Origin of the sequence: Paraburkholderia silvatlantica, assembly GCF_003096715.1 — a bacterium.
GTDB classification, from domain to species: domain Bacteria; phylum Pseudomonadota; class Gammaproteobacteria; order Burkholderiales; family Burkholderiaceae; genus Paraburkholderia; species Paraburkholderia silvatlantica.
On record NZ_QEOL01000017.1, the window covers coordinates 141,631 to 154,847 of the forward strand.

Annotated in this window: 12 protein-coding genes and 2 pseudogenes; 6 read left to right on the plus strand and 8 right to left on the minus strand. The window is 56.9% G+C overall.

Annotation, left to right across the window (positions count from 1 at the left end; translation table 11 throughout):
- Positions 1–2: 2 nt before the first annotated feature.
- From C7411_RS22265 to C7411_RS22285, 5 genes are read right to left on the minus strand one after another with little or no spacing between them, the layout of a single operon-like run.
- Positions 3–1,337 carry an acetyl-CoA hydrolase/transferase family protein gene (locus tag C7411_RS22265; protein ID WP_110386220.1) on the minus strand — a complete coding sequence of 445 codons (1,335 nt, stop codon included), beginning with the start codon at positions 1,335–1,337 and terminating at the stop codon, positions 3–5.
- An 11-nt stretch (positions 1,338–1,348) separates the two neighbouring features.
- A complete protein-coding gene (gene ripB / locus C7411_RS22270; protein WP_110386221.1) occupies positions 1,349–1,876 on the minus strand; it encodes a (R)-specific enoyl-CoA hydratase RipB/Ich in 528 nt (175 codons plus the stop codon).
- Positions 1,877–1,936: 60 nt separating this feature from the next.
- Entirely contained in the window at positions 1,937–2,860 is a 924-nt protein-coding gene (locus tag C7411_RS22275) for an aldolase/citrate lyase family protein (protein ID WP_243413286.1), read from the minus strand.
- Positions 2,860–3,804, minus strand: a complete 945-nt coding sequence (locus C7411_RS22280) for a LysR substrate-binding domain-containing protein (RefSeq protein ID WP_110386223.1) — start codon at positions 3,802–3,804, stop codon at positions 2,860–2,862. The genes C7411_RS22275 and C7411_RS22280 overlap by 1 nt, the downstream gene beginning before the upstream one ends.
- Complete coding sequence (locus C7411_RS22285; RefSeq protein WP_110386224.1) at positions 3,805–4,164, minus strand: hypothetical protein; 360 nt, start codon at positions 4,162–4,164, stop codon at positions 3,805–3,807. It lies immediately after the preceding gene.
- Between the two features lie 151 nt (positions 4,165–4,315).
- Here C7411_RS22285 and C7411_RS38985 point away from each other — a divergent pair.
- Positions 4,316–4,471, plus strand: a pseudogene (locus C7411_RS38985) (helix-turn-helix domain-containing protein); the annotation flags it as partial.
- A gap of 202 nt (positions 4,472–4,673) precedes the next feature.
- A pseudogene (locus tag C7411_RS37860) lies at positions 4,674–5,030 on the plus strand (LysR substrate-binding domain-containing protein); the annotation flags it as partial.
- 207 nt (positions 5,031–5,237) lie between these two features.
- Here the strand turns inward: C7411_RS37860 and C7411_RS22295 are convergent.
- A complete protein-coding gene (locus C7411_RS22295; protein WP_110386225.1) occupies positions 5,238–6,500 on the minus strand; it encodes an MFS transporter in 1,263 nt (420 codons plus the stop codon).
- A 103-nt stretch (positions 6,501–6,603) separates the two neighbouring features.
- Here C7411_RS22295 and C7411_RS22300 point away from each other — a divergent pair, with 103 nt between their 5' ends.
- Positions 6,604–7,482: a LysR family transcriptional regulator gene (locus C7411_RS22300; RefSeq protein ID WP_110386226.1), complete on the plus strand. Its 879-nt coding sequence runs from the start codon at positions 6,604–6,606 to the stop codon at positions 7,480–7,482.
- Between the two features lie 213 nt (positions 7,483–7,695).
- Here the strand turns inward: C7411_RS22300 and C7411_RS22305 are convergent, their stop codons facing one another.
- Entirely contained in the window at positions 7,696–8,547 is an 852-nt protein-coding gene (locus tag C7411_RS22305; RefSeq protein WP_110386227.1) for a ketopantoate reductase family protein, read from the minus strand.
- 66 nt (positions 8,548–8,613) lie between these two features.
- On the opposite strand from C7411_RS22305, the gene C7411_RS22310 reads away from it, so the two are divergent.
- Positions 8,614–9,477 carry a LysR family transcriptional regulator gene (locus C7411_RS22310; RefSeq protein ID WP_110386228.1) on the plus strand — a complete coding sequence of 288 codons (864 nt, stop codon included), beginning with the start codon at positions 8,614–8,616 and terminating at the stop codon, positions 9,475–9,477.
- Between the two features lie 646 nt (positions 9,478–10,123).
- Here the strand turns inward: C7411_RS22310 and C7411_RS22315 are convergent.
- A complete protein-coding gene (locus C7411_RS22315) occupies positions 10,124–11,014 on the minus strand; it encodes a LysR family transcriptional regulator (protein WP_110386229.1) in 891 nt (296 codons plus the stop codon).
- Between the two features lie 186 nt (positions 11,015–11,200).
- On the opposite strand from C7411_RS22315, the gene C7411_RS22320 reads away from it, so the two are divergent.
- Both C7411_RS22320 and C7411_RS22325 read left to right on the plus strand, forming a co-directional pair.
- Positions 11,201–12,373: a CaiB/BaiF CoA transferase family protein gene (locus C7411_RS22320; RefSeq protein WP_110386230.1), complete on the plus strand. Its 1,173-nt coding sequence runs from the start codon at positions 11,201–11,203 to the stop codon at positions 12,371–12,373.
- Complete coding sequence (locus tag C7411_RS22325) at positions 12,370–13,209, plus strand: HTD2 family dehydratase (RefSeq protein WP_110386231.1); 840 nt, start codon at positions 12,370–12,372, stop codon at positions 13,207–13,209. The genes C7411_RS22320 and C7411_RS22325 overlap by 4 nt, the downstream gene beginning before the upstream one ends.
- Positions 13,210–13,217 lie beyond the last annotated feature (8 nt).

The window sequence follows — 13,217 nt, forward strand, 5'->3', positions numbered from 1 at the left end:
CCTTAAAGCAGATGAAGTTCGCGAGCCTGTGACGTGAGGGACTCGCGAACGTTGGGATGTGCCAGCCTGATGAGCGCCCGCGCACGCTCGCTGGACGAAAGGCCCTTGAGGTTCGCCACACCGTATTCCGTGACGACCATATGGGTGTCGGTACGTGGCGTCGTCACGGGACCCGCAAGCCGCGGAACAATCTTCGAGATCCGGCCCCCGCCAGCTGTCGAGTGAAACGCGATGATCGACTTTCCGCCGCGCGACGCGTAGGCACCCCGAACGAAATCCAGTTGACCACCTGTCGCGCTGTATTGATGCCCCTTCACGTGCTCGGAATTGCAGGCGCCTGTCAGATCCATTTCGATCGTGGAGTTCACTGACAGAACACGCTCGTTCTGAGCGATGACATGCGGATCATTGACATAGCTGACCGGATAGCTTTCGATCGATGGATTGTCGTTCATGAAGTCATACATTGCGCGATCACCCATCGCGAACGTGAAAACGGACTTGCCGCGATTGAGTGCCTTTCGGCTATTGTCGACAACGCCACGCCGGATGAGATCGACGAGGCCGGGAGTTAGCAACTCCGTATGAATGCCCAGGTTACGATGGGAAGTGAGTGCGCTACAGACCGCGTTAGGCAGGGCGCCAATGCCCATCTGCAGGCACGCGCCGTCCGTGACCAGCTCAGCAATCAGCTCGCCGATCACCTGGTCAGTGTCAGACGCTGATTTGGCACCGAGCTCAGGCAGAGGATGATCCGATTCGACGATATGGTCGACTTCGGAGACGTGCAAAAGCGAATCGCCGAACACACGTGGCATGTTCGGATTCACTTCTACAATCAGGCGTCCGGCAGCGCGGGCGACGCCGCTTGTGTAGTCGTTGTTCGTTCCGAACGTGAAATAGCCGTTTTCGTCCATCGGGGAGACCATCACAAGCATGGTGTCGACGGGAATGTGTTCCTGAAAAAGACGGGGGGATTGGCTGAATGCATTGGGAACAAAATACACTACCTTGCGCCCACCATCCTGGTCACCCAACTGGATCAGTTCCCGCTCCGGGGCGCCCATAAACATGCAGTGTGGAACGATCCGTCCCATCAATGAATAGCGCAAAAGAGACTTTCTCAAAAACTCTTCTGCGTGGAAGTAGTAGACCTTCAGATCGTCAAGGTCCGCGGCTTCGGCACGAGCCGCCAATGCTTCGAGCAACGACGGTGGCTGGGACATCGCCATTCCGAGCGCGATGGTGGTACCGCTGCGAATCCTGGCCACGGCCTCGATCGCCGTAGTCAGCTTGCTCTCGAATAGTGCATCGAGATTACTATCCTTGCTATTCATCGCAGACTCCCTCAATAGTTGGCGGCGCTTTCGGGCGAGTGTCCGCGCTTGTAGATCAGCATCGTTCGTTCGAAACTCATCACAACGATGCTGTCCTGGTTGATCCCGCGGGTTGCGACTGTGACAATGCCCTGAGTCGGACGACTCTTCGATTCACGTTTGGAAATCACGGTCGACTCGGCATAGAGCGTGTCCCCAGCGAAGACAGGTGCAACGGCCTTGACCTTGTCCCACCCGAGGTTTGCGACAACTTTCGCGCTTACGGTGCGCACGCTCATGCCGGTGAGCAGGGCGAGAGTAAATGTGCTGTCGACCAGCAGCTTCTTCCACTCGGTCTGCGCAGCGTAGGCGGCATCGAAGTGAACCTGCTGTGAATTGAGTGTCAGCAGCGTCGTCCAGATGTTGTCAACATCCGTAACGGTCCGTCCGGGACGATGCTCGTATGTCACCCCTGGCTGAAAATCCTCGAAATAAAGTCCCGAAGTTTCCCGGAAGCGATTTTCACCAATTTTCCGATAGGCTGAAATTGCGTCGGTCATAACATTCTCCGAATTGACAAGGCCATCTGGCCGGATAGGATAGGAACCCGACTGGGCGGTTCAGATGGAGGCGATTACGTCTCTTGCTTCGCGGGCAATCGCTTCGTCGACCATGCGTCCATCTACAACCCCTGCGCCATTGTCTGAAGCGGCGATAACGCGGCGAGCCCACTCGATGCGCTTCGCCGACGGCGTGTAGGCAACGTTGATGGCCACTATTTGCAAGGGATGAATTGCGGCCTTCGCCCTGAACCCGTTTTTTTGAGCGAAGACCAGATCACTCTGAAGTGTAACGGCGTCGTTTAACGCGAAGCACGGCGCATCGATTGCACAGATACGAGCCTCTGCACACGCCATGGCGATGCTGCATCGTGCGAGCTGGAGGGTGAGGGAGTCCGGCTGCGATCTGGAATCGGACGCAAAGTCGGCTGCGCCGAACATCATCCCGAGCAGTCGTTTCGACGATTGGGCAATTGAATCGACCTCGCGTAACCCCTTGACGGACTCGATCAGTCCCACGATCTGAATGGACTTGCCTGCGTCTTCGATCTGCTTGCTGACCCGCTTGATCAGATCTGCCGACTCGACCTTGGGGATAAGGATAAAATCCGGCGCGCCGGCTAGCGCGAGGATCGTGCCCAAATCGTCCTGCCCGACGACGGTTTGCGGGCTATTAATGCGGACAGCAAGTTTAGGGAGTGCATCGCGCCGGCTGGTGTCCTCGATAAGCCGGCTAACGACGCCGCGTGCGGTGACTTTTTCACCGGAAGGAACGGCGTCCTCGAGATCGACGATAAGCACATCGGCGCCAGAATCGGTAGCTTTCGAAAACCGGTCCGGACGCGTCGCAGGGGTAAAGAGCCAACTCCGGGTCTTCTTATTGACGAGAGTCTGTTGCAACATCCTGAGCTCCTCTTGAATGAACCATCGACAGGTCCATTTTCCAATCGGCGCCTGCAGCAGACAATGCGTGATTTTCGGCATCAGCCTTCTGTTTTGTCGAAGGCTCTGGCAAACACATCCGACACGCCATCTGGACTCGCATTGGCGACAAGATGAGCGAGAAGTTGCTGCGAGTAGGCCGGCATGGATGCCCTATCCAGTACGCAGACTCTCATGTCGCGCAGTGCCCATTCTTCATCCAAAGAAAGAACCCGTATTGCCATCGTACGTTTGTAGCGACGTGCGGCCGACTGCGGGACAATTGAAACACCTACATCGTTTTCGACAAGACGACAGATCGCTTCAAAGCTTCCCAATTCGATGCGCTGCCGGATTTTCCGATGGATGCGTTGCGCGTGGTCTGCTATGTAACTTTGCAACGCGGATCCGCTCGTGTATCCGATGAAATCGCTGTCGAGAAGCGACCCGAGCGTGATATCAGCCTGTCCAGCAAATGCGCTTCGGCTGGCGGGCACGATCGCGCAGAGCCGGTCAGTTGCAAACGGGAAGGTTTGCAACGACGCATTGTCTGATGTCGCGGCAACGATTCCGATGTCGGCGATTCCATCCATCAGGGCACTGATGATTTCGTTACTGGGTCGCTCCTCGATTTCAATGTTGACATTCGGGTGGCTGGCAAGGAAGTGCCCAACCGGGACCGGTAGATACTCAGTCAGTGCATGCGTGTTCGCGAGTAGCCGAACTGTGCCGCGCAAGCCGTTGGCGAACTGATCCAGGTCATCGCTCATTTTCTGCATCGACGTAAGCAGAGTTCTTGCGTGACGCAGCAAGGTTACGCCGGCGTCGGTCATCGTCACGCCAAGCCGTTCCCTCGAGAAAAGGCAAACACCGACTGCGTCTTCCATCAGCCTAATTCTGCCGCTTACCGACCCAACAGAAAGATTCACCCGGGATGCACCATGCGTAATGCTCCCAGCCTCGGCGACTGCAATGAACAGGCGAAGATCAGTCAGGTCGAAACGCATCTATCTCTCGAGGTGTTTGGCGGAACGACGCCTGTTCGCCGGGCCGCACGAGGGCCGAAAGTAAGACTGTTCGCCAGTGATGTTGCAATACTTCGACGAGCGGTGTGCGCTGGCGGTTCGAACTCCTGTTGCATCGACAAAATCGTGTGTCTTTGGTACGTCAATGCGAATCAGAAGGCCGGTCGCAAGCAGGGCATTGCTCGCGAGGAACGAATTGCGCCAGCCGTATTCAAGAAAATGTGGACCGCTTAGCTGGCTGCGGCAGGTGCACAAAGGTGCGGCCAGAGCTTGCTCGATCGAGACAACCGTGATCCCGTCCAATGGTCGAGCTAAGGCATTTTTTTCAGGGGAAGCGTTCACATCCCTCTCCGTTGTTGTCCGCGAACATGGAGCGAGTATCAGCAACGACGGTCCTGGACTACAGCGAGATTTTTCGAACGGATTGTTTGTCAAATACGAACGATGAGTGCCAACCTTCACGTGATTTGAGGATGTTTTTTGACGGTCGACAGTGGCAAAATTCGCGAAAGCCAAAGGATATGCAATACGATCTTACGGATTTGAAAGTTTTCTTGCAGTCGCGGAAGAGGAGAATCTGTCCCGCGCTGCGAAACGCTGTCGTCTCGCGCCGTCATCGGCCAGCCTGCGCCTTAAAAGCTGGAAGCCGCTCAGGGCGTGCCCCCTGCTAACCCGTCAGGCGCGCGGTGTAACGATGACGCCTGCCGGCCTCGTGCTGGCGGAACACGTGCGGCGCTGCGTTGCGCAACTCGAGCAAATTCATGTTGACCTGCTGCCTTTCACTCAAGGTCTGACTGGACGTGTGACGTTTTTTCGCGAATAACAACGCCGTCAGCTTCTATTCCAGCGTCAGAATCACGTTGGAGGAGCGGCTCAGGCACGACATCGTCGCCGCGGGGCGAGCGGATGTGGGTGTCGTAGCACTGGAAGTGGATCAGCCTGAGCTTGAGTTCCTGTCTTACCGGGAGGATCAACTGGTGCTGCTGGCGCCGCTTGAGAATCTCTTCGGAGGGGAGAGTACGATCAGCTTCGTCGACTGCACCGACCAGCCGTTTATCAGTCTGCGATCGGGCGTCGCACTACACACGTTACTGGTCGACCATGCGAGTGCGTTGGGCCGGTGCCTGGATGTATGCGTCCAGAAATCCGGATATCGCGCCATTGCCCGGCTGGTTGTTCCGCCAGCGCAGGAGTGCATTGCTTCGTGATCGGCGCTGGAAACCGCAGCTTATGAGAAGCCTGCCGTCATCAACCTGGTGGACCCGTGGGCCCGGCGTGATCTCCGTGTGTGCGCGCGTCGCACACCCCACGAGAAAAACTATTTCCACGACAAGCTGGTCGATATCCTGTGCGGACACGCCAGCGTTGAAAATTGAACCTGAGTCCTGTTTGGAAACATTGACGCACGAATGCGGCTAGCGGGCCATTCCTGGCGATTTACGCCACAGGATTGTCGCTAGAACGAGGCAGATGGCAAGAAGCCCAATAGAAAACACGACAACTGCACCCCAACCCGATCGCTGCCAGAAGAAGCCGCCTACTGACCCGATGAAACTCGAGCCCAGATAGTATCCAAGGAGATAGAGAGACGATGCGTGCCCCTTCGCGCCGTCTGCCAGTCGGCCGACCCAGCCACTCGCGACCGAGTGTGCCGTGAAGAATCCAATGGTAACCAGTACGATGCCGACGGTCACCCAGAACAGCGAACTTTGAAGTGTTGCCAGCAGGCCGATCGCCGCTATAAAAATTCCTGATGCAAGGACTGGACCTCGCCCCAGTTTGTCCCCCAGTGAGCCAGCCCACGACGATGCAACAATGCCAAAGATGTACGCGCTGAAAATCAGGCCGGTTTTGCTCGCAGAGAGATTAAAGGGCGGAGCCATCAGCCTGAATCCGGCATAGTTGTACACAGTCACAAACACGCCCATTGCAAGGCACCCGATCGCGAACACCGCGGGCAGTAGCGAATGCTTCAGATGCTTGCGCCAGAGGGCGAAATGATCCCATCCTCCGAGGGCGGTATTCCGTACGAAGTTTCTCGACTTCGGCAACAGGACGACAAAGCCTACTGCTACAAATAGATCAAGAATGCCGACAGTGCTTAGCGCGCTGCGCCATGAGAAGTAGTCGGTCAGGTAGCTCACGCCGACTCGGCCAGCCATCCCTCCGAAAGCTGTGCCACCGACGTACAGACCCATTGAAAATCCGAGACCGTTCGCGGAAATCTCTTCCGCCAGATAGGCCATTGCTACCGCGGGCACACCACCCAATACGAAGCCTTCGACGGCGCGCGCGACGAGCAGCGAATGCCAGTCGGGAGCGCGTGCTGCCATCACATTGAAGATTGCTGCCAATACCATTGATGCGAACATGAGGCCGCGTCGGCCGAGACGTTCCGACAGTGCTCCAGCAACCAGAATCGCAATCGCAAGCAGTCCGGTCGACAGGGATAAGGCCAAAGAACTTCCCGCTGCCCCAATCTTGAATTCGGCGGCGAAATAGGGAAGCAGCGGCTGGACGCAATAGAGCAGGGAAAACGTTGCGAAGCCCGCAAGAAATAGCGCAAGGCTAATGCGCCGATATGCAGAGGAGCCGCGCGCGGCGCCTTTTGTGACGGATTCGGGAGCGACCTCGACTGCTGCAGGACGCATGGCCGCAGCATATGGAGAGGACTTCATATTAAAACTCGCAGATATGTGATGGACCAACAAATTCTGGCTGGTTTAAGCTATGCTGTCCAATATATGAAAAAAGTCGAACCTATATATCTGAGAGATATCAATGGAATTGCGACATCTTCGTTATTTCCTCGTGGTTGCCGACGAACAGAATTTCACCCGGGCAGCAGGTCGCCTTGGAATCGGGCAGCCGCCGTTGAGCATGCAGATCAAGGATCTTGAACAGGAAGTTGGGGCGGTGCTTTTCCAACGCACCTCGCGGGGAGTTTTCCTGACGGAAGCGGGTGAGGCATTCCTGCCCGAAGCGAGGCAGGCTCTCGAAGCGGCTGACAACGCCCTTCATGCAGCGCGGAGAGCCAGTCGAGGTGATTTCGGGAAGCTGCGAATAGGATTTACAGGTTCAGCAGCGTTCAACAGGATCGTCTCCGGTTCCATTCGAAAATTTCGGCGCGTATTTTCCGGAGTGGAAGTTGTCCTCGAAGAGCACAATACGAACGACCTGATTGAGCGACTGCAAAACATGAAACTTGACACGGCGTTCATTCGGCCCGGAATCACCGAGCCACATGGACTGGTTCTCAATCGACTTCCTGATGAGCCGATGAAAATCCTGTTGCCGACGACACACCGCCTGTCAAAACACAAAAAAATTCCGATTGCAGCGCTATCGGCGGAGTCGTTCGTATTCTTCCCACGATCGGTTGGACCTGCGCTTCATGACGAAATAATCAAGGCCTGTCAGGACAGCGGTTTTGAACCAATATTGGGACAGCAGGCACCCCAGATGTCTTCCGTCGTCAATCTCGTGGCAGCTGGTTTTGGTATTTCCATTGTCCCGTCAGCCATAGCACAAATACAGGCAGACGGCGTGAAATACATCGATATCGACGGCGAGGGGCCACGTGCCAGGCTGGCGCTTGCCAAGCGTCAAGACATGACGTCAGCGGTGCTCGGTAATTTTATAAAGATCGTAGCCTCCTAGGCGTCCAGGTTGGTGTCTCCGTTGTCTTCGATCGCATGTCGTAGCATTCATTTGGGCCCTCCGTTCCTCAAGTGGACGTGTCGAAACTCCACTCTGGCACCAGTTCAGGGGCCACGGGAAAGTGGCGCCTCCATGCCATCATCTCGGCGTAAAGGACATCGGGTCGTACGAGCGCGAACGGCGCATTTCGGCTCCAACGCGTCGCTTTTCATGCTACGGTCGAAGCGCAAGCAAGCGGGGCGTTTTTCCGGGCGCTGCTGCCGCCATCGCGTCTATCAGTGCGCGTGTTTCCGTTGGGCCGAATTCCCCTAGGTCTTTGACTATCCGCAACCGGCACACAAACCACAGCAGGCTCGTTCGCACGAGTGACGGCATGCGCAAAAGCATCGCGAGTGAACGGGGTCTTGTCTGGTGTCCAAGACGTTGCACGACGTCAAAACCTTCGGTCCAGGCTGCGTTGAGCCGTCTTGCCTCCGACCAGGTGAGCTGGGTCGATCTCTGCGATGTGAGCAGTGCGGACAGAAAGAGTGGCACGACGAGCGCGACGTGACTGCGAAGGAACGCGTCCATGTCATGCTCTACCTCGCTTGGCATTCCGGCTTCCTTGAACAATGCTGCCATATCTGGGCTCGACATGGTAGTCACCATTCCGGGGCCGTCTACCCGAAAGCGCAGCCGATGGTCGACGAGATACGCCGACATATTCGGGAACCCGAATGCGAAGCGCTCAGCGCCCAGAATTGTTCGATAGTGTTCAGTGCCTTTGAATGTATTGAACATCAGCAGGATGTGGTTCGCGCGGCTTGCCGATAGCGCGGGCAACAGCGATCCTATCTGGTGCTCGGGAACCGTGACGATCGTCAGATCGCACGGCGCGGTCGGATCCAGCCCCGGACGAACCTCAACCTGCGCAAGTTGTCCGTCGACGGTGGTGATTGCACCGTCCCGACGCAGTGCATTGAAGCGCTCACCTCGGGCGACGACGGTGATGTCATGACCCGCTTTGGCAAGACAGAAGGCTACGGCGCTGCCGATCCGGCCCGCACCAACAAGTATGATTTTCATGACTCCAGTTTGCGCGTGAGTGGTGTTTGCTGTATACGCAATATGTCGACAACCTGATTTCCAAAAATGGAAACACTTTCCTGGGACGATCTACGTATTCTTCTCGCGGTATATCGAGCCGGAAGCATGCTCGCTGCGGGCAAGGCGCTGGGCCTTTCTACATCCACGACCGCGCGCCGGCTGGATGCGCTCGAAGCGGCGATAGGATGCCAGCTGGTGTTCCGCAGTCGATCTGGCACTGAATTGAAGCCGCAAGCGCTGCAGATGGTTCGGCTAGCCGAAGGATTGGCCCACGGCCTCGATGCCCTGCGCCGGGATCAAAACATCATCGCGGGGACATTGCGGATCAGCGTGCCGGACGGTATGGCACAAGGGCTCGCGCGTGCACTGTTCAGACTCCGCGACGCCTTTCCCCAAGTTGATCTCGAACTGGTGGGCGAGAGCCGATTGGCAGACGTGGCCGCGCGCGAGGCAGACATTGCCGTCCGACTGACACGCTCCACTTCGAATGTGCTCGTGGAAAAGCATCTCTCCAGTTTGCGATTCGCGTTATTCGCATCTTCTGACTATGTCCGGCGCTTTCTGCCTACGCGGCAGCTCGGCAAGGATGCGTGCGTGCATACGTTTGTCGGACTCGACGAACGCTGGAAAGGACTTCCGCATGAACAATGGGTACGCGAGCTTGGCGCGACGCGGTTCGCCTTTCGGTCGAGCTCGATGGAGGCGATCGCAGAGGCGGTTCGTCAGGGAGCGGGCCTCGCGGCGTTCCTTGAGAAAGATCCACGAACCGAAGACCTTATTCGCGTGGAAACGAAAATCACTGGACCCACCCAGCCGTTCTATCTGGTCTATCACCGCGATTTACGCAAGCAGCCACATGTTCGAGCGGCCATCATCGCAATCGAGACTTATATGCGTGCCAACCGCTGATCAGTTCCAACAGTACAGGGCTTAAGGGTTACAGATGAAATCCTGGCGAAGGTAATGGCACGCGCGGCCTGCTCCTGCCGTTCGATAGAAAAGATACGAGTTTCAAGATGGGCGATCCCGCCGGCGTGTTGATGTCGCTACCCGGAAATCTGCTCGAATATATTGTCGGACGAGCGTCCCGAAAGATGCTCGATCAGATAAAGCTCAAGGTCTGGTCGACGAAGCTGGTAGCACCAAGTTCGATGAGGTCGAAGTCCGCATCTGCGATAGCACGCCTCTTCGCCAGTTGCCGATGCCGTGAGGCGAAGACCCAAGTCGCCTTGGCAAATTCTGAACCCCTGAGCATCCTTGACAACATTGAGACGAACGATCATCGATACGCCGAGCATCGAGGAGCTAATTCAATAGACATTGTTCACGCTACCGGGCTATAGCAGACTGCCCTACGCGAACGCTATCCGATCTGAAGTCGTCGATGCCGGGGACGAGTTGGAAAAGCGGGGACAGGAAACAACGCCGGGAGCGCGGCTGTGTGCGCTCAAGCGATTACGAAATTGTCACTGACCTTTGGGTGCCCTTAAAGACTGCGTCGATGTAACAGCAGAAGAGTTTATGGAGGGGTATGAGTGTTACCCCGTCCCAAGCGTCACTCGGACGGTTGGCACAGCATGTCGACGAACTTATCGCGGTACAGATTCTTCTCTGCTGGATTGCGCGGAACACATACGTGAAGGTTTCGTTGAGACCAAGGCTCGATTAGCTCGATGACTGCGACCTTTCCTTCATCCGACGCCTCAATGGCTGTTCGGGGCACAATGCCGATTCCGGCGCCGGAGGAAACCAGCCGGGCAATTGCGCGATAGCCCGAAACCTGCACACGAACATCCAGGCGCCCGTCTAGCGCGTTGGCATGATTCATCAAAAACGTGTGCAACGCAGCTCCAGATTGCAGGCTGATAAATGGCTGCCCCAGGCACTCCTTGAAGCTAACATGACTTTGCTCCGCGAGCCGATGCGTAACGGGTGCGAGCAGTACTAACTGGTCCTTTTTGTACGGCACGAAGCGCAACGCTGGGTGTTCAGATTCCAACGCAACAACGCCGACATCCGCTCGACCTGCAACGACAGCCCCGACGATGTCGTGACTCAACCGCTCTTCGAGAGTGATGCGCACGCTCGGGAATGCCGCAAAGAATCTCGCGAGGTCATCCGGAAGATGGGAGCTGATTGCGTTGTTGTTCGCGAACACCGTGACATGTCCTGTCATTCCCTGGGTGAACGGAAGAAGGTCCGAGCGCATCTGGTCAAGTTGGGCAAGGCAACGTCTTGCATGTTCAACAAGGACCTGCCCAGCGCCAGTCAGGGCAACACCTCGGGGATGTCTGCTCAATAGCGTCGCGCCGACAGAATCCTCGAGATTCTTCACGCGAAGACTCGCGGAGGACGGTGCCAGGTGGCATCGCTCCGCACCGCGCGAAACATTGCCTTCCTCGGCGACGGCAACGAACACCTTCAGGTCAGTCAAGTCGTAGCTCATTGTGTTCGATTTCGACGAAGGTAACTTCCGATTTATAGCACATAGGGCAGACCGTGTAAGCCGCCTCGGGCATGTTGCAGCGCACGATTTCGTTTTTTGCAAACACTCCCTTTGGAAAATCTCGCTGTAATTGAGGGCGGCAATTTCTGATACTGGCAGCCATCAACATAACTCCAGGAGACAGTGATGGTGGTATCAGTTGAACAGGGAACCGCAGCCAAGCCGCTTGCCGGCGTGGTTGTCGTTTCTATCGAACAAGCACTGGCAGCACCCCTGTGCACAGGGCGACTTGCGGAAATGGGGGCGCGAGTCATCAAAATCGAACGCGCGGAAGGCGACTTTGCGCGCGGTTACGATGCGGCCGCAAACGGCCAATCCTCCTATTTCGTCTGGACAAACCGGGGCAAGGAATCTGTCGTCCTGGACTTCAAAAACGCCGATGACGCTGCGCTGTTGCATTGCCTCATCGCTGAGGCCGACATCTTTGTTCAGAACCTGGCTCCGGGCGCTTTGGACCGCGCAGGCTTCGGCAGCGAAAAATTGCGCGAACTCCACCCTCGCCTCATCACCTGCGACATCAGTGGCTATGGCACGAATAACGCTGCCAGCAACCTCAAGGCGTATGACCTCCTCGTGCAGTGCGAGAGCGGCCTTGCAGGCATAACCGGCGCGCCGGACGCATGCGGGCGCATTGGGGTTTCAATCTGTGACATCGGCGCGGGAATGAACGCGACCATCGCAGTATTGTCGGCTCTCGCGTTGCGCTCGAGCACGGGCAAGGGGTCAGGCGTCTCAGTGTCGTTGTTTGATGGTGCCGCGGACTGGATGACCATTCCCTATGTTCACCAAGTCTACGGAAACGGAGCACCTACGCGGCAGGGACTGAAACACCCCTCGATTGCCCCTTACGGTGCTTTCAAGACCAAAGACGGCGACGAAATTGTCATCAGCATCCAGAACGAGCGCGAGTGGCGACAGTTCTGCTCGGCGTTTCTTCAGCAGCCTGAAGTTGCAGAGGATTCGCGCTTTTCATCCAACACAAATCGGGTGCGTAATCGCGAAGCGCTCGATTTGGTGATTGCCGAAGCATTTTCCCGAGTCGACTCCAACGAAGCCCTTCAGCGGCTGTCGGCGGCAAACACCGCTTACGGTCAAGTCCGCTCGATTGCTCAGATGGCCGAACATCCGGCGTTGCGGACGTGGCCGATGACGGTTGATGGCGAAGAACTGCAAATGATTGCTCCGGCAGTTCGCGCGCCTTGGGATAGCCAGCACTTTGATGCTGCGCCCCTATTGGGAGAGCACACCGAACGCATCCGCCTGGAGTTCGCCACGAAACAAGTGGGAGAACCTGCATGAGCGCCGTCGACATTACTCACCTGCGCGAGTGGATTGGCAAGAGTCAGTCGGACCTTGACGTACTCTCGTCGCGCCAGGCGCGGCTGATGGCCGCAACGCTCGGAATTCCTCAGTCGGACTTCGTCGACGGCACACCATTGCCTCCACTTTGGCATTGGCTCTACTTCCTCAGTGGTGAGCCGCCTTCGGCGCTCGGCCGAGACGGCCACCCCGCAAGAGGCGGCTTCTTGCCTCCCGTACCTTTGTCGAACCGCATGTGGGCCGGCGGCACGCTTGAATTCCACGGCGACCTGCCGCTGGGTACGCAGGTTCAGAAGCGCTCGAGCATCGCGTCGGTTGAACACAAGCAAGGGCGAAGTGGCGAACTTGTTTTCGTGACGGTTCTGCATGAAGTCCTGCACGAAGGCAAAGTCCTCGTCACGGAGCGCCATGACATTGTCTACAAGGAAGCGTCCAAGGCGGGTGCTACGGCCGCGAAAATGGAGATGCCCCAACCGCAGCAAACGCGTCGGGTGAAACCGGATTCGACGATGTTGTTCCGCTACTCCGCGCTGACGTTCAACGGCCATCGCATTCACTACGACGCGGACTATTGCCGCGAAGTCGAAGGCTATCCGAACCTCGTGATTCACGGTCCACTAAATGCAACGCTTCTTGCCGGCTTTGCCGAGGAAGTCGGAGGACGTCGGCTGAAGCATTTTCGCTATCGCGGAGTTCAGCCCTCGATACTCGGTAACGAATTGGAGTTCAACGCCGCGCCAGACGGTGACCAACTCATGGTCTGGGTGAGCTTACCCGACGGTGCCGTCTCAATGCGAGCTGAAGCCTCGTTCTAGACGCACGC